The sequence below is a fragment of the Rhodococcus sp. 15-2388-1-1a genome (assembly GCF_002259145.1).
GTDB lineage: Bacteria > Actinomycetota > Actinomycetes > Mycobacteriales > Mycobacteriaceae > Rhodococcoides.
The window spans coordinates 68,843-93,676 of sequence record NZ_NPFP01000043.1 but is presented as its reverse complement, the minus strand read 5'-3'; the positions used below and the strand labels follow the sequence as shown (position 1 = coordinate 93,676).

Sequence of the window (24,834 nt, the reverse complement as noted above, 5' to 3'; positions counted from 1 at the left end):
TGTCCATTCAGAGAATGGCACGATGCCTGCAGACCATCCACTGATGGCGAAACGGTGGTGGGGACTTGTCATTGCAGCCACGATCACCGTAGCTCTTGTGTCGCTCGCGTCGAATATCACGAGCGAAAGCCAGTTGTCTGCTCAGGCAAACACAGTGCTGGCCGTGCGCTCGACCCTCAGCAAACTGGCGAATTCGGGTGCCGTGTGGGCCGGCCTGCCTATCCTGTCCGGCTGGCTGGTCCGCCGTCCGCTGCACGCATTCGCGGCAGGGATCGTCGCGAGTCTGCTGGCGTTGGTGGTGCACTACGGTGTCGGGCAGCTGTTCGGGATGTTCGACGAGACCGTGTGGGCGGCGAACCGAATGTGGTTCGCTCTCGCCCTTGTCATGGGCGGCCCGTTGGGTCTCGTCGGGGTCGCAGCGCGAGGCAGCGGCGCATCAGGTTTGATCGCACGTCTGGTCGTCCCCGCCGGGGCGATGATCGAGCCGTTCTTTCGGGGCATGTTCAGCGTGCCGACGATACTGCCGTGGCCCGAACGCGTCGCCAGTGTCGCCGCAGGCGTAGTCCTCGTCGCAGCGGGAATCGTGGGTACCGCAGTGTTGATCCGCCAGCGGCGCAAGCAGTTCCGAGCGCAGAACAGATCCAACCTCCGTCCTACGGCAAGTGAGCAGACGTCTTCGATCGCACCACCAGTCCGCAGATTCCGGCCATCACTGCGCCGAATCCGAAGATGATGGGGTACGTGACCACGCCGGGCCAGGTCTCGGTGAGCGCCGACAGGACGGCAGGCACCGCGAAGCCGAGGTACGTCAGCGAGTAGAACACCGCGGTGAGGCCGGCAAGATCATCAGGGCCCGCAATGCGTTGCACCTCTTGCAAACCCGACACCAGTGCCATGCCGTACCCACATCCGAGTACGGCTGCCGCGATCAGCGCCGCAGCAATCGTCAGCACCGACGCCGCCCAGGCAGCAACAGCCATACCGACCACCAACAGAGACAGCGCCACCAGAGCGCCTCGCGCATTGGCGGGTGTGTCGATCCGTCGCCCGACGGCTTGGATCGCGAATCCAGAGCCGAGAGCGATCACCGCCATCGCAGCAGAGAGGGCCACGGGGTAGCCGCCACCGGGCTCGTCGGCCAATGCGTCGGCCATCAGCGACGGCAACACCGCATAGGCGACGCTCGCGGCACCGAAGACCCACGGGGCCAACGGCAGCACGACGAAGAGGAACCGTCGATGCGATGCGGACGGAATCCTCAGGTCGTCGAGCAGCTTCTTGTTCTTGGATGCGACTGTGGCCGTGCGTGTTTCGGGCACGGAGAGCATGCCGACGCCGGCGGCGATGCAGATGAGCACGTGCACGCTGTAGGCGAGGTGCGTCGGCCACGGTGCCCACTGCGCAAGCACGCCGGCAACTCCGGCACCGAGGGCGAAGCCCGCCGTCAGCGACATCGCGGCACGACGCGCTCCGGCACCGGGTTTGGCAGTGGCATCACGGCTGGAGAGTTCCTTGACCCAGCTACCGCCCACGGCCATACCGATTCCGAGCGCGATGCCGCTGAGCACACGGCCACCGAAGAGCATGTAGGCGTTGTCGGGTCCGAGTGCAATCAGAATGGACCCGGCTGCAGCAATTGCGGGGGCGGGCAACATGATCGGGCGTCGGCCGAGTCGATCCGAGAGCGGCCCACAGATCAGCATCGCCGGAACGATACCCAGGACATAGGCGAACAGGAACGTATCGACCACCACGGCCGAGAAGCCGTGATCGAGCCGGTACATCACCAACAACGGCGTGAACTCGTTGCCGCCCCAGGCGACGGCGAACATGCCCGACGCCACCAGCAGCCAGCGTCGTGCAGTCAGCTCGATGTCGCGATCGTTCGTGAGCGTTTCACTCATCGTGCTCCCCCTCTGTCCGGTCGTAGGCCGTGCACCCCGAGCATGTGTTGTTCGACGGTCCGCTCGAATCCGTCTGCGTCGCCGGCCTCGATCAGGTCGGTGAGTCGGCGATGGTCGTCGACGATGCGGGAGATCTGGCCCGGATCACGCGTCAACGAGGCTGCGGTCATCCGGCGCTGACGCTCGCGAAGTCCGTCGTAGAACGCGTCGAGCAAGGGGTTGCCGCCTGCTCGAACGACGATGCGGTGAAAGTCGGCGTCGGCGGCGCTGAACTGCGCGGCGGTGCCGTCGACCGCCAGCTTCTCCTGCAACTGCAGGTTCTCGCGCAGGGCGTTCACCACAGATCCCCGGGCAGTGACGTCGCCGACGAATGCGCGAACACTTCCTGCCTCGACGAGGCGACGCGCATCGACGACACTCTCCGCCTCACCTACCGCGATCGGCACCACCAGTGCGCCGCGCTTGGGATAGAGCCGCATCCACCCCTCTACCTGCAGACGCAGAAAAGCCTCGCGTACGGGTGTGCGACTGATCTCGAGCCGGGTCGCGATCTCACCCTCGCTGACGAGCTCACCGCCGGGAAGTTCTCCCGAGACGATGAGCTCTTTGACAGTCGCATACGCCGTATCGGCGGCTGATCTCGTCTCGGACACAACATAGATACTAGATGCACCTCAACTGTGCACCAAGAGTGGACCCTAGAAAGGTCCACTCAACGTGACATTGACCGTCGAAAAGGCCACTAAACGTCACATTGACTCCCCAGGGGCGGGACGGTCAGGGCACCCAGTGCCTCGCAGCGATGTCGTCGATCACCGGATCCCCGTCCTGCGCCGAGTCGAGTGCCTCGAGGTCGTCGCGCAGTGCGTTCAGACGCGGGTCGTCACCCTCGGCTTGTTCGGCGGCCGTTCCACCGTCGTCGGCGAGTTGCGCGAGGAGTTTCGCGCGGACGCGATCTTTCAGTGTGTCGCTCATTCGTCGTCACCCTTCTTGAAGACGCGGCGGGCCGTGGGGATGAGCGCGATCAGTACGCCCAGCAGCACGATGATCGAGAAGATTTCCAGCAGCATGTCCAACTCCTAGGGGTGTCAGGTCGGGGCGATCGCGGTGCCCCACGGGGTGTTGCGCACCACGGTGAACACGGTGAGAAGAGCGATCAGAAGGATCACCGTCGGACGGTTGATTCGTGGGAGCACGAGCGGGCGGGCGGTCCAGCGAGCCCGGAGCCACAGTGCCCACACAGCCACAGCGCCGACGGCAAGGACGACCGCAACCACATTGCTCGACGCGGCCGCCGCGAGGTCTCCGCGAGTGAGGTCGCCGAGAGCCCGGGTCGTGCCGCATCCGGGGCACCACAGTCCGGTCAGCGCGTGGAACGGGCAGGGCAGGTAGGTCGAGGTTCGAGGGTCACGAACGTGCAGCAGCACTGCCCCACCCACAGCCGCAGCGGCCACACCGAGGGGTGCGGCGATGTTGCGCGATCGGGTGGGTGCCGTCATGCCCCTGAGCCTAGGAGTTTCAGGGCTCGACGACGATAGATGCCGTCATGTCCGGATGCGGGGTGCAGTGGTAGGTGAAGGTGCCCGCGGTGTCGAAGGTGTGCGTGAACTGACCGGTCTCCATCAATTGACTCCGGAACGAGTTGTCGTCGGCGACGACGTTGTGGGCCATGCCGCGGTCGGCGAACACCCAGGTGACGGTGTCTCCCACGGAGATCGTCAGCGACTTCGGCGAGTACATCCGATCGGCGACGGTGACCTGGTTCTCGGCGACGGGTTCGGTGGGCGCGGCCGGGGTGGTGGCGGTGGAGCAGGCAGTCAACGTGATCATCAGTGCCGCGAGGAGTCCGAATGCCTTCATGACTCCGACGGTACCGAAGGTGTTCGTTCCCTCCGGCCGAGGATGTACTGGGCCGTCAGTGCGATCGATCGCTCCGAATCCTGGGTCAACTGCTCCAACGCGTGCACTGCTGCCGGACCAGGGATGCTCGCCAACGCCTGCGTCACTCTCTGTCGCACCACGGAGTCGTCGATGCCATCCATCAATGCCGCCACGATCGAGTCGGCGGATCCCAGCGCGCCAAGGGCATCGGCGGCATCCACATCGTTCGTTCCCTCGTGCACCATGTCGATCAGCGTCGGGATGGCGTCGGCGATGCCCCGAGCCGCCAGTTCCAATGCAGCGACTCGCCTGACCTGCGCATCGTCGTGGACGAGCACCTCGCGCAACACCTCGGTGGCATCGGGGTGAGAGATCTCGACGACGGTGTCCACGGCGCGGCGTCGAACTTCGGGGTCCGGTGAGTTCAGCCCTTCCCGCAGCGGCCCGATCGCGTCACCACCCGAGTGCGCGAGAGCCCACCGCAGCGCACCGGCCACATTCGGTGCCGGCTCACGCAGCACCGCCTCGGCCAGAGCGTCCGCCGGAATGGGTCGATCGCCGGCGGACGCCAGTGCCGCCGTCTGCCTCTTCCCAGCACTGACCGACCCGAGGTCATTCAGCATCGCCACGGTGCCGAGTACGTCCTCCCAGTCCTGCGGCCGCGGGTCGCCGATTCGCCGCAACCGCGTGAGCAACTCGGTATCCCGAGCGATGCGTTCCTCGGCCTGGGCAGCGAGCTCGTCGACGAGTCCCGAGGCCGCGAAACTGGGCTCGTCGAGCGCGCGACCGACGTCGTTCAGAGACAAGCCGAGCGAACGCAGAGACTCGACGTGGAAGAGGCGTCGCACATCCTCCGGCGAGTACTCGCGGTAGCCGGTGCCGCTGCGAGACGTCGGCTGCACCAGACCGAGCCGGTCGTAGTGCCGGAGCATGCGGGCACTGACACCCGACCGCCGCGCCACCTCACCGATCAGCATCGCTCCATCTCACCCCGCCGAGTCGACTACGCCAAGGGCATCGACACGTTTGGCCTCGAAGACTGCGAACCCGGCATCCGGGTCCAGCAGCAGCGCCTCGGTCGCTCGCGCGTGAGCGCGAACGGCAACATCCTTGCTCGACGCGGCCTCCCGCAGCATCGGTTCGATCACCGATCCGAGCGCAACGAGCGCACGGCTGAGGCTTCGCTGAACGTCGTGCCCACCTCGGCCGAGTCGAGTGGCCAGCATCGTTGCCAATGCTGGTTCACTTCCCGGCGGCACCAGGACCACCGCCGCCCGCCATGCACTGCGGGCCACTTCGTCGTTCGGATCAGTAAGCACGGAAGAGGTGATCGCCGGCCACCCCGACGGGTCCTGGATCTTGGACAACGTGTGTAACGCCTGGCTGCGAGCCTGTGCCCCGCCGGATCGCACCTGATCGATCAGACGCGGAACCGTCAGTGACGCGGGCAGTCGGATCAACGCCCACGTCAACATCTCCCGCACCTGAAAATCCGGTTCGACGGAGCACCGCTGCAACAGGGCGTCGAGATGCCGTGGGTCCGGCGAAGTCCCGATGTCGAGCGCGGCCCGAAGCCGGACCGACGGATTGCTGTGCTGAAGTGCCCCACCTACGAGATTCATCGAGTTCATGACGGTCAGCCAAGACCTTGTCACGGTGCGAAGGTCAAGCCCGAGTCAACACATCGGCCAGTGTTCGGTTCATCGTGTTCAGTGCCCGCACCGCACCCCGCAGCGGACCGGGCGCGTTGGTGGAGGTGAGTAGCACATCCAATACCGTTGTCTCGGTGATCTTCTCGGGCGGGTCGACGTGCTCCCCGGCGACAACTGCCTCCACCTGGCGCACGGTGTCGCGCACCAGAGCCGCAGCCTCGCGCAGCGCCTGTGCAGTCTCGTCCGACGGAGCCGTCTGCGTATCGGCGCGGGAGGCGAGCACTCCGGCACGGGCCAGTGCGTGCGCCGATCGACTGCTGACGGCCAGCACCCGCAACAGTCGCTTGGCACCACGTCTGCTGCGGGTGGTCGGCCCGAGCACGAGTGGCTTTCCGGATGTCAGAACATCTTTCAGCGCATTGTCGAGCGTCCGCGTCGACGCCACCAGGTCGGTTGCGCCGCCCGGTGAGAGAACCGACTCGACGCTCGATTCGATCAACGCGTCCAACTGCTCGAGGTACGAGTCGACGTTGCCCACCAGTGTCTTTCGGGTGCTCGTCGAGAAGATGAAGTAGGCCGACGCCATTCCGACGGCACCACCGACGGCGGTCTCGATGATCCGAAGCTCGAGCACCTCGATGCTGAACGTGCCCAGCAGCCCGTACAGCATTGCGAGCAGGATGGTCACGAAGAACGACAGCAGCGCATAGGCGACCGTCACCAGGTAGAACGCGAAGAACACGCAGACGACGATCAACACCAGTTGCACGGGCTGGTTGCTGCCCACCAGTGCGGCGATCACCACCCCGGCGAGCACACCCGCGATCGTTCCGAGAACGCGTTGACCTGCCCGCGTAAGGATTTCACCCCGCGTCGACGCCCCCGTGAACACCAGGAAGGCCGTCAGCACCGCCCAGTACCAGCGGTCGGGAGAGACGAGTTCACCCAGCACCGTCGCCGCACTGGTGGCGACGGCCACCTGGATCGCAGCCTTGGTGCTGGGGTTCAGTCCGCTGGGCGCGTCCTTCGGGGCAGGTTCGGTGACGACTCGAGGACCCGCATCGACGGCAACCGCATTGGTGGTGATGTGATGAATCGCGATGTGCGCCTGCACGGCTCGCTGCGCAGAAACCGTCGCGATGCCGGCGGGGGTGGACGGGTCGGCTCGCTCGGCTGCTGCCGCCGCCAATCGGCGAGCCGCCCGCAGCTGTTCCGAGGACGGTGTGTTCTGCAGACAGGACCCGAGCGCGGTGGTCGCCTGTCCCAGGGACGTCGGCCACGGCTTGGCGGGATCGAGAGCCCACAGTGAGCTGACGAGTTGCTCGGTCGCGATCTGGGCGTCGAACACTCGCAGTGACAGATCGGCACTGGTGACGCTGAGCAGCTGCCCGGCATCGTGTCGGTCCAGCCAGTCGTCGATCATCAACGCGGTGTTGCCGAGCCGATCGAGCCTGCGGCGCACCAGGTTCAGGTCGCGGCTCTCCCCTGCCGACGCAGCCTCGAGCACCGAGGCCGATACCGCCCGCATCGCGAACAGCAGTCGGCGCACCTCCACGACCGGCCGGTCCGGGAAGACGACGGCTCGCACGAACAGGGCGATCACCAAGCCGCCGAGGATGGCTGCGATCAACATCGGTAGCTGCCCCGGGGTCGCTCGCAGGAACAGCGCGAAGAAGTACGAAATGAACGACACCATCCCCAGCGCCGTACCGCGAGGGCCGAACCGGCGCACCCACACCGCCGCGAACAGCACCACGATGAATCCGACGTCGGCCACCTTGCCGAGCTCGGAGAGCAACGCCGCCAACGCCACCGCCGCCGATGCGGGCAGCGCCATCAGCGCGGTGGTGATCAGCCGACTGCGCTGGTCCTTGTCCTTCACTGCTGCCGACGCCTGCATCGCCACGACGGTTCCGAGCATCGCCACCGTCACGGGTTGACCGATGGCGCGCGTGGTGAGCACCAGCGTCACCATCGCCAACAGCACCGTCAGCGTCGTCGCCGACGCGCTGCGCAGCCGTACCTGCCCCGGATCCGAGGCGTCGAGGATTCGGGCGAGGCGCTTCATTCCCCGATTCTGCGCTATGGCTCAGCCCCGTGCCGCCCGGATCGCAGGGGCCGACGAATGCGGTAGCAACCGACTCATGTCCGACGGTGTGATCACCTCGACGGTCGCCGATTCGTCCAACCGATACGGCTGGGTGGAGATGATGCCTGCGAGGTGCTTGCGCAGCCGCGACATCTCGGCCCGCACGGTGATCGCGCGGCCGTCGTCGCCGAAGAGATCGGTCGCCATCTGCGCGGCGGTCCGTCCTTGGCGGTGGGTGGCGAGCAGGTACAGGATCTCGGCGTGCCGGGGCGTCGGCTCGTGTGTCCACTCCCCCACCTCGCTGCGCACTTCGATGCGAGGCTTCTGCGAATTGCGCAGGTCGATGCGAATTCTCGTCGTGTTGCCCGAGTCCGCGACCGACGAGTCCGCTGGGCCTGCGGGTCGGACGAGCCAGCCACCGGGGAGGGGTTCGAAGTCGCACACACCGAGGGTCGGCAGCCAGAAGCGTCCCGTCGCGAGATCCTCGGGAAGCAGGATGCGATTGCGCAGCGCCACCGATTCGACGGCCGCGACCCACCCGTTCGCGTCGACGGCCAGGGCCGGGGACTGCAGGCGCGCGAGCATCGGTGCGGCCACCGAGCGCAGTCGATCGAGTGTGCTCCGATGAATCTCGCGCAGTTGCGATTCGGCCAACCGTGCGACGGCGTCGACCAGTGCGATGGTGGTGGGATGCACCGTCTTTGCCGGTCCGCTGACGTCGATGGCTCCCAGTACCTGGCCGGTCCGAGGATCCCGAATCGGCGCACCGGCACACGTCCACGAATGATGGCTGCGCACATAGTGTTCGGCGGAGAAGATCTGTACCGCGCGGCGGGAGACCAGAGCCGTTCCGATGGCATTGGTGCCCACCGAATCCTCGGCCCAGTTGGCACCCTCGACGAATCCGAGGTCGTCGGCGCGGTCCAGTACCGCCGTCGATCCGCTGCGCCACAGCACTCGGCCGTGTCGATCGGCGACGACGAGGATGTTGTCGCCGTCCTGTACCACCGATTCCAATCCGCGGGCCAGATCGTCGAGGATGTCGAACAATCCCGACTCCCGACGGCTCAGTTCGAGATCGGAGACATCCATCTGCGTCTCGGCAGGGTTGCCCAGTTCCGGGTCGATGCCGAGGGTCTGCAGCCGGCGCCACGAGTCCCCGATGACCTCTCGGGGGCGCGCGGGCGACTTGCCGCCGGTCATGGTCGCGTCGTACACGGCAGTGAGAATCTGCGCGTAGCGGCGCGGGTCTTCGCCGGCCGCCAGCGCAGGTTCAGGACCTGTCGACTGCGTCATCACAGTCAATTGTGCTCCAGCTCACAGATCGACATCAACGGGGGTTACCGATAGACCAGACCACCGTCGATCAACGGTGCCTGGCCCGTCATGTAGTCCGAGTCGGGTCCGGCGAGATACGAGACGAAGGCCGCAACGTCCTCCGGAGTCTGCGCGCGACCGAGGGCGATGCCGCCGACGAACTTGTCGTACGTCTCGCCTTCCGCCGCGCCCGTCAGTTCGGCGAAGCGCTTGTCGATGGTCACCCACATGTCGGTGCCGACGACGCCGGGGCAGTACGCGTTGACGGTAATGCCCTCGGCCGCGTACTCCTTGGCCGCGGCCTGAGTCAGGGCACGAACGGCGAATTTCGTTGCGCTGTAGACCCCGAGCATCGCGAACCCGTCGTGACCGGCGATCGACGACGCGTTGATGATCTTGCCCTTCTGGCCGAGAGCCTTGAATTTCGCTGCGGCAGCTTGGATTCCCCACAGCACGCCGTCGACGTTGACGGCCCAGATCTTCGCGACGTCCTCGGGTCGGACGTCGTCGAGCGGTGCCACCTGGGCGATGCCGGCATTGTTGACGATGACACCGAAGCCGCCCAGCGCCTCGTGGGTGTGTTCGACGGCCGCGAAGACCTGGTCACGATCGCTGACGTCGGCCACGAATGTCGTTGCCTTCGAGCCCGTTCGACGCACTTCGTCGGCCACGCCGGCAATCTTGCCCTCGTTCAGGTCCGCCAGGGCGATGTCGTGACCGTCGTTCGCCAACCGCAACGCAATGGCCCGGCCGATGCCCTGGCCGGCACCGGTCACCAACACCGCGCTCATGATGCCGCTCCGGTGGATGGGTCTACCAGGACCTTCATCTTGGTGCCTGCGTGCAGCGCTTCGAAACCGTCGTCGATGACGCCGTCGAGCGTGATCTTGTCGACCCAGCCCGTCGTGTCGTAGTGGCCCTGGCTCATCAGATCGATGACGGCCTCGTAGTCGGCGGAGGTGTAGCAGAGCGAGCCCTGGATGCGGGATTCGTTCATCACCAACTTCTGCAGCGGTGTGGTCAGCGGCTTCTCGTAGATCGCGACGCTGACGAGTGGCTTACGCGCACCCATGCAGCCGAGCGCGGACTCGACGGCAGGTTGCACGCCGGCCGCGTCGTAGATGGCGTCGGCACCCTTGCCGTCGGTGAGGTCGGCGATGTACGCGGGGATGTCGAGGGCCGTCGGATCGAGAGTCTTCGCGCCGAGCGCTTCGATCGATGCTCGACGGGTCGGCGACGGTTCGACGACATAGACGTTGTCGAGTCCCTTGCCCCGCAGCGCGAACCACAGGCCGATGCCGATGGGCCCGGCTCCGAACACCATCGCGGTGTCCTCGGGCTTCGGATCTCCCAGTGTCGCAGCGTGATAGGCGACCGACATCGGTTCGACGAGGGCTCCGAGTTCGAGCGAGACGTTGTCGGGCAAGGCGTGAATCATGTCGGTGGGTACAACGGTGTATTCAGCCATTCCGCCGTCGGACATCAGGCCGTGGAAACCGATCTGCGCGCAGATGTTGTAGTTGCCCGCCCGACACGGCCCGCAGTGCCCGCAGCGGTAGAGCGGCTCGATGGCGACGCGGTCGCCCACCGCGATACCGGTGACACCCTTGCCGAGTTCGGTGACCGTGCCCGAGAACTCGTGGCCGAGCACCAGTGGCATCTCCTGACCGGTGAGCGGATGCGGAGAGGTGGGGATGAAGATGGGGCCTGCGTAGTACTCGTGCAGGTCGGTTCCGCAGATTCCGTTGAACCCGACCTTGACCTTGACCTGCCCTTCACCGGGGCTGGGCTCGGGAACGTCGGTGATCTCCACCTTGTTGGGTCCGTAGTACACAGCTGCGCGCATCGATTTTCACTCCTGACTGGATTGGATATGCACACAGGTCTATGTGACCCGGAGCACAACCGCCAGGGTTGCAGTGAGTTGCAGTGCGCCCGCCGCGTTGCAACCTCCCGCAACCCTGACGGTCCGGTGTGATTCAGCTCATAGTGACGGCGTCCACTGTCGCTCACACCGAAACGAGCAGTCCATGACCGCAACCGCAGACCGCCCACTGAGCAAGCCGAAAATCGCTCGGTCACAGGGCAACTGGATCTTGTTCGGCGTCGCCAACCTCGCCGTCGTGGCGGCCGTGTCGCTTGCGACGTGGTATCTGCTGGCCGACCCGACCACCAGTCCGTGGAACTTCTATCCCCTCCCCTTCAACGCCGCGCTGTTCTGGGCAATTCTGTTCATCGTGTTCATCGGATTCGATTGCGAATTCGCCGGATTCGACTCACTGAAGCAACCGATGCGCGGGCTCACCATCCTGGCCTCGACGGCAGTGTTCGCCGTGGCCGTCACCTGGATCCTCGGCAGCGGCCTCGGGGCGTTGTATCCCGATTTCGCCGGCTCGAGGGAGGGCGGACTCGGCTATTTCGCCGGCGCGCTGTTCGTGCTGTTCGGTTTCGGAACCTGGGTGATGGTGGTCCTGAACTGGCAGCACTGGCCGTGGACCGTACTGCGCATGAAGCAACCGCTGATCGGGCTGTGCGAGATCGCCTTCGTCGCCGTGCCGACTCTGGCGCTGTATGTCGTGTTCGGGCTGCCCTCGGTCTCGCTCTCGGCCACCGATCCGCTGATGTCCGTCGACACCGCGCTCGGCTGGTTCTACTCCATCGTCGTCTCGGTGATCCTCACCGGCCAGACCCTCGACAACTGGCCCTGGAAACTGGCCGGCGGCGGAGGCCGGACCGCGCTGGCGGCGACGGTCGGCAATGCCGCACTCGGTACGGCGATCTACTTCCTCATGGTCCCACTGGCGAAACTCCTGGTCGGCTCCGACGCCACCGCCGAGCTGGGCACCGTGATCAACCAGTTCCCCGCACAGATCGGAGTCTGCTGGGCCTTCTGGATGATTTTCTGGGCCAACGGCTTCGGTAATCGCTTCCCTGCGGCGGGGCGCGCGGTGCTGACCTTCGCCTTGGCCATCGGCACGTTCCTGGCCTACTACTACGTCGCCGCGGAGCACATCCTGCACGAGCCCACCGTCGCCGCCGGGATCTCCGGGAACGCACTGGGATTCATCGACTGGCTGGTGCTGTGGACGTTGATCTACGTCGTCGGATTCCAGTCGTTGGGGTTGAAGAAGCTCTCGCCGGCCTGAGACGAACAGGCGAGACACGACCGGCGATCGACGTCGGTCGTGTTTATGCTCCGAGAACAACAGATGAGCCGATCTCTGGCCTCGCGAGCTCTATCGACACCCACCTTCCGTCACTAGTGTCGTGGATCACAGCACTAGCGAGGGGATCCACACATGACGGTCATCGGGTACTTCCCGTGGCGTTCTTCGGCCGAAAGAGCAGATCGACCGTGCGTTCGCGACGACCACTCCGAATTGACATACGCCCAATTCGCTGGGCGCGTAGATGTTTTCGCGTCACAGTTGACTGCACACGGGGTCCGCACGGGCGACGTGATTGCCGTGATACTTCCCAACCGAGTCGAACTGATCATTGCAATCATGGCCGCGTGGCGTATCGGTGCGGTCGCAACTCCGGTGAACCCGACCTTGACGCCGTCCGAGGCCCATCATCAGATCACGGACTCGCGTGCGGTCATCGCGATCACCGACAGCGGCCGTCCGCGCGTCGACGGCATCGTCTGCCTCACCGTCGACGACATCTCGGGCGACGAACTCGGCTCCACCACAACATCGTTCGATGATCTCGGCTCGGTCGAACCCGAGTCCGACGACCTTGCGCTGCTGATCTACACCTCCGGATCCACGGGGCGTCCGAAAGGCGTCGAGCTGACCCACGCCAACCTGCAGTACATGGCGTCGGCGATGGCAACACATCTCGATCTGACCGCCGACGATCACTGCCTGCTCGTTCTGCCACTCTTCCACGTCAATGCCATCTGCGTCAGCGTTCTCGCTCCATTGATCGCCGGAGGCCAGGTCAGCATCACCGGACGGTTCAGTCCAACAAGGTTCTTCGAGGACGTGAAAGAGCTTCGCCCGACCTATTTCTCGGCCGTCCCCACGATCTACGCGTTGCTGGCCGCGCAGCCACCGGACCTCGAGTCGGACTTCTCGTCCGTCCGATTCGGCGTGTGCGGGGCCGCACCGATCTCCAAGGAACTTCTCGACCGCGCCGAGTCGAGATTCGGTTTCGCCCTCGTCGAGGGATACGGCCTCACCGAGGGGACCTGCGCATCGGCGTGCAATCCTCCCACCGGAGTCCGCAAGTTGGGAACCGTCGGTCCGGCACTGCCGGGCCAGAGCATCGCCATCGTCGACGAGGACGGCCACCACCTGCCCGTCGGAACCGTCGGTGAGGTGCTGATCTCGGGCCCGAATGTCATGCGCGGCTACTTCGGTCGCCCGGAGGAGACCGAACGGACCGTCGTCGACGGATGGCTGCACACCGGCGACGTCGGGCATCTCGACGTCGATGGCTACCTCACCCTCGTCGATCGCATCAAGGACATGATCATTCGCGGTGGGGAGAACATCTATCCGAAGGAGATCGAGAATGCCCTCGCCACCCATTCCGATGTGCTCGAAGTTGCCGTCGTGGGCGCACCGGACGAGGTGTACGGCGAAGTCCCCGTCGCGTACGTGGTGACCTACCCGGCCGCAACCGTCGGATCCGCCGAACTTCTGGACCACATCCGTGATCTCGTCGCGAAAGTCAAACTGCCCGTTGCGATTCACCTCGTCGACGCGCTCCCGAAGAACCCCGTCGGCAAGATCGACAAGCCCCGTCTGCGCACCGAACTCCGCTCCACCGCTGCACCCGTCGGCTGACTTTTCCAGCTCCGAACATCTCACTCACCAGGGCTGATCCCGGTGAGGCGATCACCCGTACCCACACCACCCACACAGGAGTAACGACATGGGATTCAAAGAAGGAAACTTCCCGCCGGTCGACCCGGCCACCTTCCTCGATCTACCGTTCCGCGACCGACTGCGGGCGATGTCGACCCACTGGGCCGACCACGGCTTCGGAACCCCGAAGATGGTGCACACCATCTACATTCTCAAACTCGCGGTCCTCTACCTCGCCATCGGCGTGTCGATAGCCACGTTGACCTCCGGGCACAATCCTCTCGACTTCTCGGCGTGGTGGAACGAACCGATCGTGTACCAGAAGATCCTGCTGTGGACGCTGCTCCTCGAAACACTCGGCCTGGGCGGATCGTGGGGCCCGCTCGCCGGTCACTTCAAGCCGATGATGGGCGGCGCGCTCTTCTGGTTGCGCCCCAACACGATTCGTCTGCCACCGTGGCCGGGAAAGGTGCCCTTCACCTCCGGTGACAGCCGCACGGTCTTCGATGTCATCGTCTACGCCGCGATCGTGGTCAACATCGTTGCGGCACTGATCCTTCCCGGCGTGCACAGCAGCTCGATCGACGCTGCGATCGCGGACAACAACGGCCTGGTGCGGCCCGCACTGATGATCATCCTCGCGGCCCTTCTCGTCGTGATCGGGTTGCGAGACAAGGTCATCTTCATCGCCGCCCGCGGTGAGCAGTATTTCCCAGCCGTGCTGTTCTTCGGGCTACTGCCGTTCGTCGACATGATCATCGCCCTCAAACTGCTGATGGTCTCGGTGTGGGTCGGTGCCGGAATCTCCAAGCTCGGCCACCATTTCTCGATGGTCATCCCGCCGATGCTCTCGAACACCCCGTGGATCACCTCGACCCGTCTCAAGCGCGCGCATTACCGCAACTTCCCGGACGACCTTCGCCCGTCCACGATGGCCGGCGGCATCGGTCACGTCCTCGGAACGTTGGTCGAGGTCGCGACGCCGCTGGTCCTGCTCTTCACCACCGATGCCGTCGTCGCTCTCGCTGCCGCCGCATTGATGGTCGCATTCCACCTGTTCATCACCTCGACGTTCCCGCTCGCCGTCCCGCTGGAATGGAATCTGTTCTTCGCGTTCGCGGCGGTGTTCCTCTTCCTCGGATTCCCGAACGCCGACGGTTTCGCCGTATGGGACTTCTCCTCTCCGGTGCTGCTGGCCGTCATCGTCGTTGCGCTCGTGTTCTTCCCGATCGTCGGCAACCTCCGACCCGACCTGGTCTCGTTCCTGCCGTCGATGCGTCAGTACGCCGGCAACTGGGCGTCGGCGACGTGGGCGTTCGCTCCCGGTTGCGAGGACAAGATCGACGAGTTCATCAAGCGGCCGAGCCAGAACACTCGCACTCAACTGCTGGCGACCTATCCGGCCGATGTCGCCGACGTGGTGATGCACCAGCTGCTCGGCTGGCGTTCGATGCACAGCCAGGGTCGCGCACTGTTCTCTCTGATGATGAATCACCTCGGCGAGGACATCGACACCTACACGTTGCGTGACGCCGAGTTCTCGTGCAATTCGATCGTGGCGTTCAACTTCGGTGACGGCCATCTGCACGACGCCAAGCTGATCGCGGCGATTCAACGCCGATGCAATTTCGCGCCGGGAGAATTTCTCGTGGTCTGGATCGAGTCGCAGCCCATTCACAAGAGCTACCAGCAATATCAGGTCATCGATGCGGCACTGGGAGTCATCGAACGCGGTACGTACAAGGTCTCCGATGCCATCGAGCAGCAGCCGTGGTTGCCGAACGGCCCGATTCCGGTGACTGTGACGTGGACACTGGACATCGACGCGAACCGCGCCGCCACCGATCCCGGCACCGTGAAGGAACCGAAGATGCGCGAGAACACCGCACGCCCCGCAGGCGACTCCGTCGTCGCGCCCGCTCCGCAACGCGGCGAGCAGGTATGACCACAGCCGTGGTCGTCGGCAGCGGGCCGAACGGGCTCGCTGCCGCGGTACGCCTCGCTCGTGCCGGGGTCGATGTTCATGTTCTCGAGGCCGCGGACACCATCGGCGGGGGAACGCGCAGCGCGGAGATGACAGTGCCGGGTGTGACCCACGATCTGTGTTCGGCGTTCCATCCGATGGGTGCGGGTTCGCCGTATCTGCGCACGCTCGACCTCGAGCGCTACGGCCTGCGGTGGCAACTGGCGGACATCGACTGCGCGCACCCGCTCGACAACGGTGATGCAGGATCGATCCACCGGTCGATAGAGGCAACGGCCGACGGTCTTGGTGTCGACGGGGTGCGCTGGAACCGGATGTTCGGTGACCTGGCCCGCAATTTCGATGTCCTCGCTGCCGACTTGATGCGCCCGATTGCGAACGTGCCGCGGCACCCGCTGGCCCTTGCGGCCTTCGGTCCACGCGCACTGCTACCGGCCACCGTGTCGGCGAAGTGGTGGCGAACGGACAAGGCGAGAGCGATGTTCGGCGGGCTGGCGGCTCACGCCTACTACCGATTGGACCGACCGGCGACGTCGGCCGTCGGGTTGATGCTCGCTGCCTCGGGTCATCGCTACGGCTGGCCGGTGGCCGAGGGCGGTTCCGGGGCGATAACGCAGGCGTTGGCATCGATGCTGGCCGATCACGGCGGCAAGATCGACACCGGCGTTCGAGTACGTACGGCCTCGGACATTCCCCGATCCGACGTGGTCCTGCTCGATACGTCACCGCGCGGCGCTCTCGACATCTACGGCGATGCGGTGCCCTCTCGTATCGCGCGCTCCTACCGCAAGTTTCGTCGTGCTCCGGCCGCATTCAAGATCGATTTCGCGATCGACGGACACGTACCGTGGACGAACGCCGCGTGCGGGCGCGCCGGCACCGTTCATCTGGGAGGTTCCTTCGAGCAGATCGCGGCGAGCGAGAAGGCGATCAATCTGGGCGTCATGCCGGATCGGCCGTTCGTGTTGGTGGGCCAGCAGTACGTGGCCGACCCGACGCGATCTGCCGGGTCGATCAATCCGCTGTACGCGTACGCCCACGTGCCCAACGGATTCACCGGCAACGCGACCGAGGCGATCATCGCCCAGATCGAACGATTCGCACCTGGATTCCGAGATATCGTCGTCGCCACCGTCGTCACCTCCCCCGCCGAACTGGAGGCCTCGAATCCGAACTACCTCGGCGGCGACATCATCGGGGGCGCGAACACCGAACTTCAGGTGGTACTTCGACCTCGAATTGCGTTGGATCCGTACAGTATCGGAGTTCCCGGGGTGTATCTGTGTTCCGCGTCGACTCCCCCGGGTGCCGGCGCACACGGAATGTGTGGATACAACGCAGCGGAGTCCGCGTTGCGACACCTACGGCGGCAGAAGAAGGACGTGGGGTGACGAACCTCGAACCCGAGGACCGTCGGGCGGTTGCCCGCAGCCGGCTTGCTCATGTGCCTGCGACGGCCCACGAGGACGTTCTCGCCGCCGTCGCACAGGTCGCGCGGTCGCTGTCGGCGCGAGAACTCGACATGGTCCGGGCGATGACCTCGCTCATGGCGCACGATATCGATCATCTGGACGACGACCCCGTCCTCGTGCAGCTTCTCGAGGCCTCTGTCCACGGCAACATCTCGACGATCGTTCATGTACTGGCCAACGACATTCCGGTCGACCGCCTGCAGCCGACCACCGCAGCCGTCGAGTACGCACTGCGCCTTGCTCAACGCGATGTTCCGTCGAATTCACTGGTGCGGGCCTATCACCTGGGCCAGAACGAAATGATGAGTATCTGCTTCGAGGAAGTGAAGAAGAACTCGAACGATTCGGAGCTCGATTTTGCTGTCCTGAAACATATTTCGGACGTCGTCTACAACTACATCGACTGGATAACGCTGTTCGTCTTCGACGCATACGAGACCGAACGCATTCGGTGGATCGGTGCCAAGGGAACCGTTCATTCGTCGACCATTCACACACTGCTGGCCGACCGGAGCGGAACCACAACGACGTTCGAGGCCCACACCGGTTACCTGCTGAACCAGAATCATCTCGGTGTCGTCGTGTGGAGCGATGGATCGGACTCGACGACGACCCTCGGATCGATCGACGTCATTTCCCGCCGCGCCGCCGCGGCGATGCGCTCCGCAGGTCCGCCGATCGTCACCGCGATCGATCGCCGAACCGCGTGGGCCTGGATCCCCCTGGGTACCCGCACGCCGACGGTCGATACGGCCGAACTTGCTGCGGCCCTTCGCCTCGACCACTCCACCCGCATGGCCGTCGGGCTACCGGGCAAGGGCGTCGACGGGTTCCGCCGGACCCACGAGCAGGCACGCGCCGCGTACTCCATCGCGTCGATACCCGGAACACCGGTGCGTGAGGTTCTCGGCTACGGCGACAAGAATGTGGCCATCGTGTCGCTGCTCGCCCAGGATCTCGATTCGGCCCGGTACTGGGTCTGGGAGACGCTGGGCACGCTCGCGGACGACACGCCCAACGCGGCCGTGCTGAGAAACACCCTGCACGCATATTTCGCGCACGACGAGAGTCATCTGCACGCGGCCCAGGAACTCAATGTCCACCGCAACACGGTGAAGTATCGGGTGACCAAAGCGCTCGAACTACACACGACCAGCGGGGACAAGCTCGATCTCGCGCTGGCACTGCAGGTGTGTCAGTTTCTGGGAGCCCTGGTTCTCAGGCCCACCCATACGTAGACACGGGCTTCTTCTCGACACGGTCGATACCTCGGCGCGCTGCAACCCACTGCAACTCTCGACTTCGCCACGGGGCGGGAGTGTGCTGGGTCACACAACGAGCACACTTTCGCCACGAGGAGTTTTCATGACGCAGACCATCGAACCGGTCGACATCACCCGCACGCACACCCCGCAGGAACGGGTCGACGCCTGGCTGTCGAAGTTCGAGGAGGCACTGGTCGCCCGCGATGTTCCTCGTGTTGCCGGCATGTTCGCCGTCAGCAGCTTCTGGCGTGACCTCGTCACCTTCACCTGGAATCTCAAGACGGTGGAGGGCCGGGACGGCGTTTCCGACATGCTCTCCGAGCGGCTCGACGACACCGATCCGACGGGCTTCCACACCACCGAGACTCCCGATGAAGCAGACGGCGTCGTCTCCGCGTGGATCGAGTTCGAGACCGCAACCAGCCGCGGCAAAGGCCACCTGCGCCTGACCGTCGACGCCGATACCGGTGACGACGTCGCCTGGACTCTGCTGACCACGATGCAGGAACTCAAGGGTCACGAGGAGCGTCAGGGCAAGTCGCGCATCAAGGGCGCGGTGCACGGCTCGAATGCCGATACCCAGAACTGGGCGGAGAAGAAGGAGATCGAGGAGAACGAGCTCGGCTACAGCGTGCAGCCGTACGCCCTCGTCGTCGGTGGCGGCCAGGGCGGCATCGCTCTCGGTGCGCGGTTCCGACAGCTCGGCGTGCCTGCGATCGTCGTCGACCGTGCAGAGCGCCCCGGCGACCAGTGGCGCGGGCGCTACAAGTCGCTGTGCCTGCACGATCCGGTCTGGTACGACCATCTCCCGTACCTACCGTTCCCGCCGAACTGGCCGGTGTTCGCGCCGAAGGACAAGATCGGTGACTGGCTCGAGATGTACACCAAGGTCATGGAAGTGCCGTACTGGAGCAAGACCACCGCGAAGTCCGCCACCTACGACGAGGTGGCGAAGGAATGGACGGTCGTCGTCGATCGTGACGGCGAAGAAGTGATCCTGCGGCCCAAGCAGCTGGTGATGGCCACCGGAATGTCCGGTAAGAAGAACGTGCCGAATTTCCCCGGCATGGACGAGTTCGAGGGCGAGCAGCACCATTCCAGCGAACACCCCGGTCCCGACGCGTATGTCGGCAAGCGCGTCGTGGTGGTGGGTTCCAACAACTCCGCGCACGACATCTGCAAGGCGCTGTACGAGACGGGCGTCGATGTGACGATGCTGCAGCGCTCGTCGACGCACATCGTCAAGTCCGATTCGCTGTGCGAGATCGCTCTGGGTGATCTGTACTCCGAGCGGGCTGTCGAATCCGGAATGACCACGGGCAAAGCCGATCTCACGTTCGCATCGTTGCCCTACCGGATCATGCACGAGTTCCAGATTCCGGTGTACCAGCAGATCGCGGAGCAGGACAAGGACTTCTACGATCGGCTGGAGAAGGCCGGCTTCCAACTCGACTTCGGTGACGACGGTTCGGGACTGTTCATGAAGTACCTGCGTCGCGGCTCTGGCTACTACATCGACGTCGGCGCGTCCGAGCTGGTGGCGGACGGCAAGATCAAACTCGTTGCGGGGCAGGTGGATCGGATCAGCAAGACCGGCGTCGTACTCGACGACGGTACCGCGCTACCGGCCGATCTGATCGTCTACGCCACCGGCTACGGGTCGATGAACGGCTGGGTCGCCGACCTGATCGATCAGGAGACCGCGGACAAGGTCGGCAAGTGCTGGGGCCTCGGCTCGAACACCACCAAGGATCCCGGTCCATGGGAGGGCGAGCAGCGCAACATGTGGAAGCCGACGCAGCAGGAGAATTTCTGGTTCCACGGCGGCAATCTGCATCAGTCACGGCACTATTCGCTCTACCTGGCCCTGCAGATCAAGGCTCGCTACGAGGGCATCGACACCCCGGTCTACGGGCTGCAGGAAGTGCATCACCTGAGCTGACCCATGTGCGCGGAAACTCGTAACCTGTTACGAGTTTCCGCGCGCACGTGCGGCGCAGCCGCTCAGGTGCTCAGGTGCTCAGGTGCTCAGGTGCTCAGGTGCTCAGCGCACCCCGTCCCACACCGCGCGTGTTGCCGACCTGGGATCGAGGGCGACGCCGGGCTCGTTGCCGAACATCATCACCGCGCGGTCGGTGCCGTACCGGTCCCAGCCGGGAGAGCCGTTGCGCACGAAGTCGACCCAGGCACGGTGCATCTGATCGGCAACCTGCTGCGGCGGGTTCGGGCCGGTGATGCGGGCGGTCTCGGGCTTGTGCAGCATGTCGAACACGAACGGGATCTCCAGCGCATGGCACGCTCCGAGAGCTCCGTCGAACAGCGATGAACGCCAGGTGAATTCGTAGACGAAGGCGTCGCCGGAGCGAGCCTCGACCAGACGCGTGGCCGGAATACGGAAGAACCAGTCGGTCATGACGGCGATCATCAGCTCGCCCGCCGAGGCGTCGGGCAGCTGTTCGCGGTACCGGTCCAGCGCCGAGGGGTCGGCCCGGTACCCGGCGAGTACCATCTTCACGTAGTCCTCGGTGAGGTGCGGAACCAGGCCGGCCGGCACGATGAAGAACGCGTGTTCTTCGCTGGTGGTTCCGATCAACACGTCCACCTGTGCGCTCGCACCATCGCTGATCCTCGAAAAAGGCAGTGCAGGAACCACATCGCCGTCGATGTACGGCTCGAAGGCCATCACGTTCAGGGCCAGCTCACCCCACGCTCCGGTCGGGGCCTCGGCGGTGATCCGATCGGACAATTCGCGTTGGGCGTCCACCAACGCATCCACCGGTACCGAACCGAGGCCGCCGATCGAGGCCTCGACTCCGAGCCCGGAGGCCAACGCCGCGGAGACCTTCGCCGCGGTCTCGGCGGTGATGACGTGGTGACCGGCTCCGCTCTGCAGAATTGCCCGCTGGAAGAGCCCCTCGGCACGGGGCATCGACATCAGGGTGCCGACACTCATCGCGCCGGCCGACTCCCCTGCAATGGTCACCCGCGCGGGGTCGCCGCCGTAGGAAGCGATGTGGTCACGTACCCATTCGAGGGCCGCGACCTGGTCCAGCATCCCGCGATTGGCCGGGGCACCGTCGATCGACGCGAAACCGTCGACTCCGAGTCGGTAGTTGATCACCACGGCCACGACACCGTCGCGCGCGAATGCGGAACCGTCGTACGTGGGAATGGCGTTGCTGCCGTTGACGAATGCTCCGCCGTGAATCCAAACGAACACCGGTGCCGATCCGCCGACGTCGGGGGTGAAGACGTTGACGTTCAGGCAGTCGTCACCGGGTACCACCGGTTCGCTGAGTATCTCACTCGTCGGTGGCCGGTATCCCACCTTGGGGACGGTGGCCCCGAAGTCGAGGGCGTCGCGCACTCCGTCCCACGTGGGCGGCGGCGACGGAGCCTGGAAGCGGCGGGGTCCGAACGGGGCCTCGGCGTACGGAACTCCGAGGAACGAGGTGATGCCTGCGCCGGTCCGACCGCGAACCTGGCCCTGAGGTGTATCGACGGTGATCATGTCCATACCTCCTTATTACCCTGTTCGGATCGGACCGACTCGGGCAGGCGGTCAGACCAGACGTGCTTCCGGCGAGCCCGTCTTGCTCGCGTCCCGCTCGACGGAATCACCGAGGGCGTCGTCGATCTTCGCGAGCACGTCGGCGTCGAGGGTCACCTCGGAGGCCTTGATGTTCTCGGCGATCTGCTCGGGGCGCGAGGCTCCGACCAGCGCTGCCGCGATGTTGTCGTTGGCCAGTACCCACGCAACGGCCAACTGCGCCATGGTGATTCCCAGATCGTCCGCGATGGGCTTCAACTGCTGCACCCGGGTGAGCGTCTGGTCGTCGAGGTACCGCGCGATCATCTTGTCGCCGCCCTTGTCGTCCTTGGCGCGAGAGCCGTCGGGCAGGGGTTGACCGGGGAGATACTTTCCGGTGAGCACACCCTGGGCGATGGGCGACCAGACGATCTGCGAGATGCCCAGTTCCTTCGAAGTCGGGATCACCTGATCCTCGATGACGCGCCACAGCGCCGAGTACTGCGGCTGATTCGAGATGATCGAGAAGCCGTTCTGACGGGCGAGTTCCTGCCCGGCGCGCAGTTGATCGGCGGTCCACTCGGAGACGCCGATGTAGAGCGCCTTGCCCTGGCGGACGACGTCACCGAACGCGGCGATGGTCTCCTCCAGCGGAGTCTCGACGTCGTAGCGATGCGCCTGGTAGAGGTCCACGTAGTCGGTGCCGAGTCGACGCAGCGACGCGTCGATGCCTTCGAGGATGTGCTTGCGCGAGAGTCCGGTGTCGTTGGGGCCCTTGGGCCCGACGGGGAAGTAGACCTTGGTGAAGATCTCCAGCGATTCTCGACGCTCCCCTTTCAACGCGTCCCCGAGCACCGTCTCGGCGGCTCCGTTGGCGTAGACGTCGGCGGTGTCGAAGGTGGTGATGCCGGCATCGAGGGCCGCGCGTACGCACTGGGTGGCGATGTCGTTCTCCACCTGCGATCCGTGCGTCAACCAGTTGCCGTAGGTGATCTCCGAAATCTTCAGTCCGCTGTTTCCGAGGTATCTGTAAGCCATGAAGAAAACGGTACTCCGATGACTTTGCCCTCCGCTGGTGGTCTACTCGGGTATGACACTTCGGGTACACAATCTGTCGGTCTCGCTCGACGGCTTCGCCGCCGGTCCTGATCAGAGCCAGGACAACCCCATGGGCGTCGACGGCATGGCGCTGCACCAGTGGGTGTTCGCCGACCGCTCCGATACAGAAGACCCTGACACCGATCAGCGAATGCTCGATCTCGGTACCGAGAACATCGGCGCAACCATCATGGGCCGCAACATGTTCGGACCGGTTCGCGGCGAGTGGCCGGACTACAGCTGGCACGGTTGGTGGGGTGAGGAGCCGCCGTACCACCATCCGGTGTTCGTACTGACCCATCACCCACGGCCGCCACTGGAGATGGTCGGCACCACGTTCCACTTCACCGACGATCCCATCGAAACGGTGCTCGATCGTGCCCACGAGGCGGCGTCGGGCAAGGACGTGCGCCTCGGCGGCGGGGCATCGACGGTGCGGCAGTACTTGAAGGCAGGGCTCGTCGATCACCTACATCTTGCGGTCTCGCCGGTGATTCTCGGAGCTGGGGAACCGATCTACGACGGCTGGGACCCCACGACGATGGAGCGGACCGAGGTAGCGGGATCGGACCAGGTCCTCCACGTCGTCTACCGCCGAGCCCGGTAGCGGTTCAGAGCCCACATCCCGACGCCTGCGAGCACGACCGTTGCCGATGCACCACCCGTGGAGAGCCACTTTTCGGGCCAGGACGTGTCCGTCAGTGCGGAGGTCAACGGCGTGTACGCCGTCCATCCGTACGTGACGACCATCGGCACCGTGATCGCCACCGGTATGGCAAGGCCGAGGGTCGACGGCGTCGGGGCGGCAGGCGTGCACGCGACATACAGGTAGGCCGCGGCGGCCGGAAAGACGATCAGGCTCGCGACGTAGTGCACGTTGTCCAGCGGCGGGCTATCGAACAGTGCCGTCATGCAGACCACTGCCAGAACTGCGACGCCGATCAGCGGACGCCCCCAACGCAATCCGAGCGCGGTACCGGCTGCCACCGAGACTGCCATGACGGCTACGAGTCCGAGTGTCCACACTCGGTCCGAGACACTGATACCCACACCCGAGGTCGTGGTCGAGGTGAGCAACACGGCCGTTCCGGCGAGGACCATGACGCCGCTACGCCCCGGTAGCAGAGCAGCGGCTGCGAACAACACGAGTACGACAAAAAGGCCGTAGTACCAGCGGCCGCCGAACCCGTACTCGCTCTGGAACATGCTGAACACGAACGCCACATTCAGCAGCAGCCCACCGATCGTCACCAGCAGTATCGCCGCGACTGTGCGGATATCGCGCTCGGTCGCCGGGCTTTCGCCCTGGTTTTCGTTGCGCGCTGCCCACGCCACTGCCACCACCACGAGCACGCACAGCACCGGAACGACCACCGGTGTGCCCATATCGGATTCGGTGAGGTAGTCGGCGTAGCGCCGGGGAACAGCGGGGTAGTGCAATGCCTCGACCGCGCCGGCGGACAGCAGGCCGAGAAGGAAAGACCCGATCAGTAGCGCCCGATGAACTCGTCTCCGATTCGCCTGTACTGCACTGCATCCCAACAGGACTCCGCCTGCCACCACCTCGGCGGAGTCGGACGAGAACAGCAGTACCGAGCCCCCGATGACAACAGCAGCGGCGATGGACAGTCCGGCCAGCACGCTGCGCCGACGAACGACCATCGCCGTACCCGACGCAAGAATCAGCGCGACCGCAACTCCCACGCCGCCACTGGAGAACAGCAGCCCGCCGAACCTGGTGTCGCCGAAGATGTCGATGCCGCCGGACTGCATCGACAATCCGGCCAGCAATCCGGTCAGAAGTACCCCGAGCGCAACCATGCCCG

At 65.0% G+C, this 24,834-nt stretch carries 22 protein-coding genes; 8 read left to right on the top strand and 14 right to left on the bottom strand.

Going from position 1 to position 24,834, the window contains the following annotated elements; all coding sequences use genetic code 11:
- Positions 1–22: 22 nt before the first annotated feature.
- A complete protein-coding gene (locus CH302_RS24140) occupies positions 23–733 on the top strand; it encodes a DUF6518 family protein (RefSeq protein WP_176460768.1) in 711 nt (236 codons plus the stop codon).
- Here the strand turns inward: CH302_RS24140 and CH302_RS24135 are convergent.
- The 11 genes from CH302_RS24135 to CH302_RS24085 all read right to left on the bottom strand — a co-directional run bounded on the left by CH302_RS24135 (position 654) and on the right by CH302_RS24085 (position 10,689).
- Positions 654–1,904, bottom strand: a complete 1,251-nt coding sequence (locus tag CH302_RS24135) for an MFS transporter (RefSeq protein WP_052048037.1) — start codon at positions 1,902–1,904, stop codon at positions 654–656. The genes CH302_RS24140 and CH302_RS24135 overlap by 80 nt on opposite strands.
- Positions 1,901–2,557, bottom strand: a complete 657-nt coding sequence (locus tag CH302_RS24130; protein WP_037194985.1) for a GntR family transcriptional regulator — start codon at positions 2,555–2,557, stop codon at positions 1,901–1,903. The genes CH302_RS24135 and CH302_RS24130 overlap by 4 nt, the downstream gene beginning before the upstream one ends.
- Positions 2,558–2,681: 124 nt before the next feature.
- The gene (locus CH302_RS24125; protein WP_037194983.1) at positions 2,682–2,879 is read right to left on the bottom strand and encodes a hypothetical protein; all 198 of its coding nucleotides are present in this window, start codon (positions 2,877–2,879) and stop codon (positions 2,682–2,684) included.
- Between the two features lie 113 nt (positions 2,880–2,992).
- The gene (locus tag CH302_RS24120) at positions 2,993–3,403 is read right to left on the bottom strand and encodes a DUF2752 domain-containing protein (RefSeq protein ID WP_037194981.1); all 411 of its coding nucleotides are present in this window, start codon (positions 3,401–3,403) and stop codon (positions 2,993–2,995) included.
- 19 nt (positions 3,404–3,422) lie between these two features.
- Positions 3,423–3,764, bottom strand: a complete 342-nt coding sequence (locus CH302_RS24115; RefSeq protein WP_037194973.1) for a cupredoxin domain-containing protein — start codon at positions 3,762–3,764, stop codon at positions 3,423–3,425.
- The gene (locus CH302_RS24110; protein WP_037194972.1) at positions 3,761–4,762 is read right to left on the bottom strand and encodes a HEAT repeat domain-containing protein; all 1,002 of its coding nucleotides are present in this window, start codon (positions 4,760–4,762) and stop codon (positions 3,761–3,763) included. The genes CH302_RS24115 and CH302_RS24110 overlap by 4 nt, the downstream gene beginning before the upstream one ends.
- A 9-nt stretch (positions 4,763–4,771) precedes the next feature.
- Positions 4,772–5,416: a HEAT repeat domain-containing protein gene (locus tag CH302_RS24105; protein ID WP_037194971.1), complete on the bottom strand. Its 645-nt coding sequence runs from the start codon at positions 5,414–5,416 to the stop codon at positions 4,772–4,774.
- 34 nt (positions 5,417–5,450) lie between these two features.
- Positions 5,451–7,505 carry an FUSC family protein gene (locus tag CH302_RS24100; protein ID WP_037194970.1) on the bottom strand — a complete coding sequence of 685 codons (2,055 nt, stop codon included), beginning with the start codon at positions 7,503–7,505 and terminating at the stop codon, positions 5,451–5,453.
- Between the two features lie 21 nt (positions 7,506–7,526).
- Positions 7,527–8,822 carry a GAF domain-containing protein gene (locus CH302_RS24095; RefSeq protein ID WP_037194969.1) on the bottom strand — a complete coding sequence of 432 codons (1,296 nt, stop codon included), beginning with the start codon at positions 8,820–8,822 and terminating at the stop codon, positions 7,527–7,529.
- Positions 8,823–8,866: 44 nt separating this feature from the next.
- Positions 8,867–9,634 carry an acetoin reductase gene (locus tag CH302_RS24090; RefSeq protein ID WP_037194968.1) on the bottom strand — a complete coding sequence of 256 codons (768 nt, stop codon included), beginning with the start codon at positions 9,632–9,634 and terminating at the stop codon, positions 8,867–8,869.
- Entirely contained in the window at positions 9,631–10,689 is a 1,059-nt protein-coding gene (locus CH302_RS24085; protein ID WP_037194966.1) for a 2,3-butanediol dehydrogenase, read from the bottom strand. The genes CH302_RS24090 and CH302_RS24085 overlap by 4 nt, the downstream gene beginning before the upstream one ends.
- A gap of 184 nt (positions 10,690–10,873) precedes the next feature.
- Here CH302_RS24085 and CH302_RS24080 point away from each other — a divergent pair, with 184 nt between their 5' ends.
- From CH302_RS24080 to CH302_RS24055, 6 genes are all read left to right on the top strand, one after another.
- Positions 10,874–11,989 (top strand): hypothetical protein, encoded by a 1,116-nt coding sequence (locus CH302_RS24080; protein ID WP_037194964.1) that lies wholly within the window; start codon positions 10,874–10,876, stop codon positions 11,987–11,989.
- Between the two features lie 153 nt (positions 11,990–12,142).
- Positions 12,143–13,639 (top strand): class I adenylate-forming enzyme family protein, encoded by a 1,497-nt coding sequence (locus CH302_RS24075; protein WP_037194962.1) that lies wholly within the window; start codon positions 12,143–12,145, stop codon positions 13,637–13,639.
- Positions 13,640–13,727: 88 nt separating this feature from the next.
- Positions 13,728–15,605 carry a DUF3556 domain-containing protein gene (locus tag CH302_RS24070; RefSeq protein WP_037194961.1) on the top strand — a complete coding sequence of 626 codons (1,878 nt, stop codon included), beginning with the start codon at positions 13,728–13,730 and terminating at the stop codon, positions 15,603–15,605.
- Positions 15,602–17,035 (top strand): phytoene desaturase family protein, encoded by a 1,434-nt coding sequence (locus CH302_RS24065; RefSeq protein WP_037194960.1) that lies wholly within the window; start codon positions 15,602–15,604, stop codon positions 17,033–17,035. Before CH302_RS24070 ends, CH302_RS24065 begins: the two co-directional genes overlap by 4 nt.
- A complete protein-coding gene (locus CH302_RS24060) occupies positions 17,032–18,354 on the top strand; it encodes a PucR family transcriptional regulator (protein WP_037194959.1) in 1,323 nt (440 codons plus the stop codon). The genes CH302_RS24065 and CH302_RS24060 overlap by 4 nt, the downstream gene beginning before the upstream one ends.
- A 127-nt stretch (positions 18,355–18,481) precedes the next feature.
- Positions 18,482–20,323 carry a flavin-containing monooxygenase gene (locus CH302_RS24055; protein WP_037194958.1) on the top strand — a complete coding sequence of 614 codons (1,842 nt, stop codon included), beginning with the start codon at positions 18,482–18,484 and terminating at the stop codon, positions 20,321–20,323.
- A gap of 102 nt (positions 20,324–20,425) precedes the next feature.
- Here the strand turns inward: CH302_RS24055 and CH302_RS24050 are convergent, their stop codons facing one another.
- Entirely contained in the window at positions 20,426–21,898 is a 1,473-nt protein-coding gene (locus CH302_RS24050) for a carboxylesterase/lipase family protein (protein ID WP_037194956.1), read from the bottom strand.
- Between the two features lie 45 nt (positions 21,899–21,943).
- A complete protein-coding gene (locus CH302_RS24045) occupies positions 21,944–22,948 on the bottom strand; it encodes an aldo/keto reductase family protein (protein ID WP_037194955.1) in 1,005 nt (334 codons plus the stop codon).
- Between the two features lie 52 nt (positions 22,949–23,000).
- Between CH302_RS24045 and CH302_RS24040 the strand changes: the two genes are divergently transcribed.
- Entirely contained in the window at positions 23,001–23,615 is a 615-nt protein-coding gene (locus tag CH302_RS24040; protein WP_037195543.1) for a dihydrofolate reductase family protein, read from the top strand.
- Here CH302_RS24040 and CH302_RS24035 read toward each other — a convergent pair.
- On the bottom strand, positions 23,597–24,829 hold the full coding sequence (locus CH302_RS24035; RefSeq protein ID WP_037194953.1) for a hypothetical protein: 1,233 nt from the start codon (positions 24,827–24,829) through the stop codon (positions 23,597–23,599). The two genes, CH302_RS24040 and CH302_RS24035, sit on opposite strands and share 19 nt — an antisense overlap.
- Positions 24,830–24,834 lie beyond the last annotated feature (5 nt).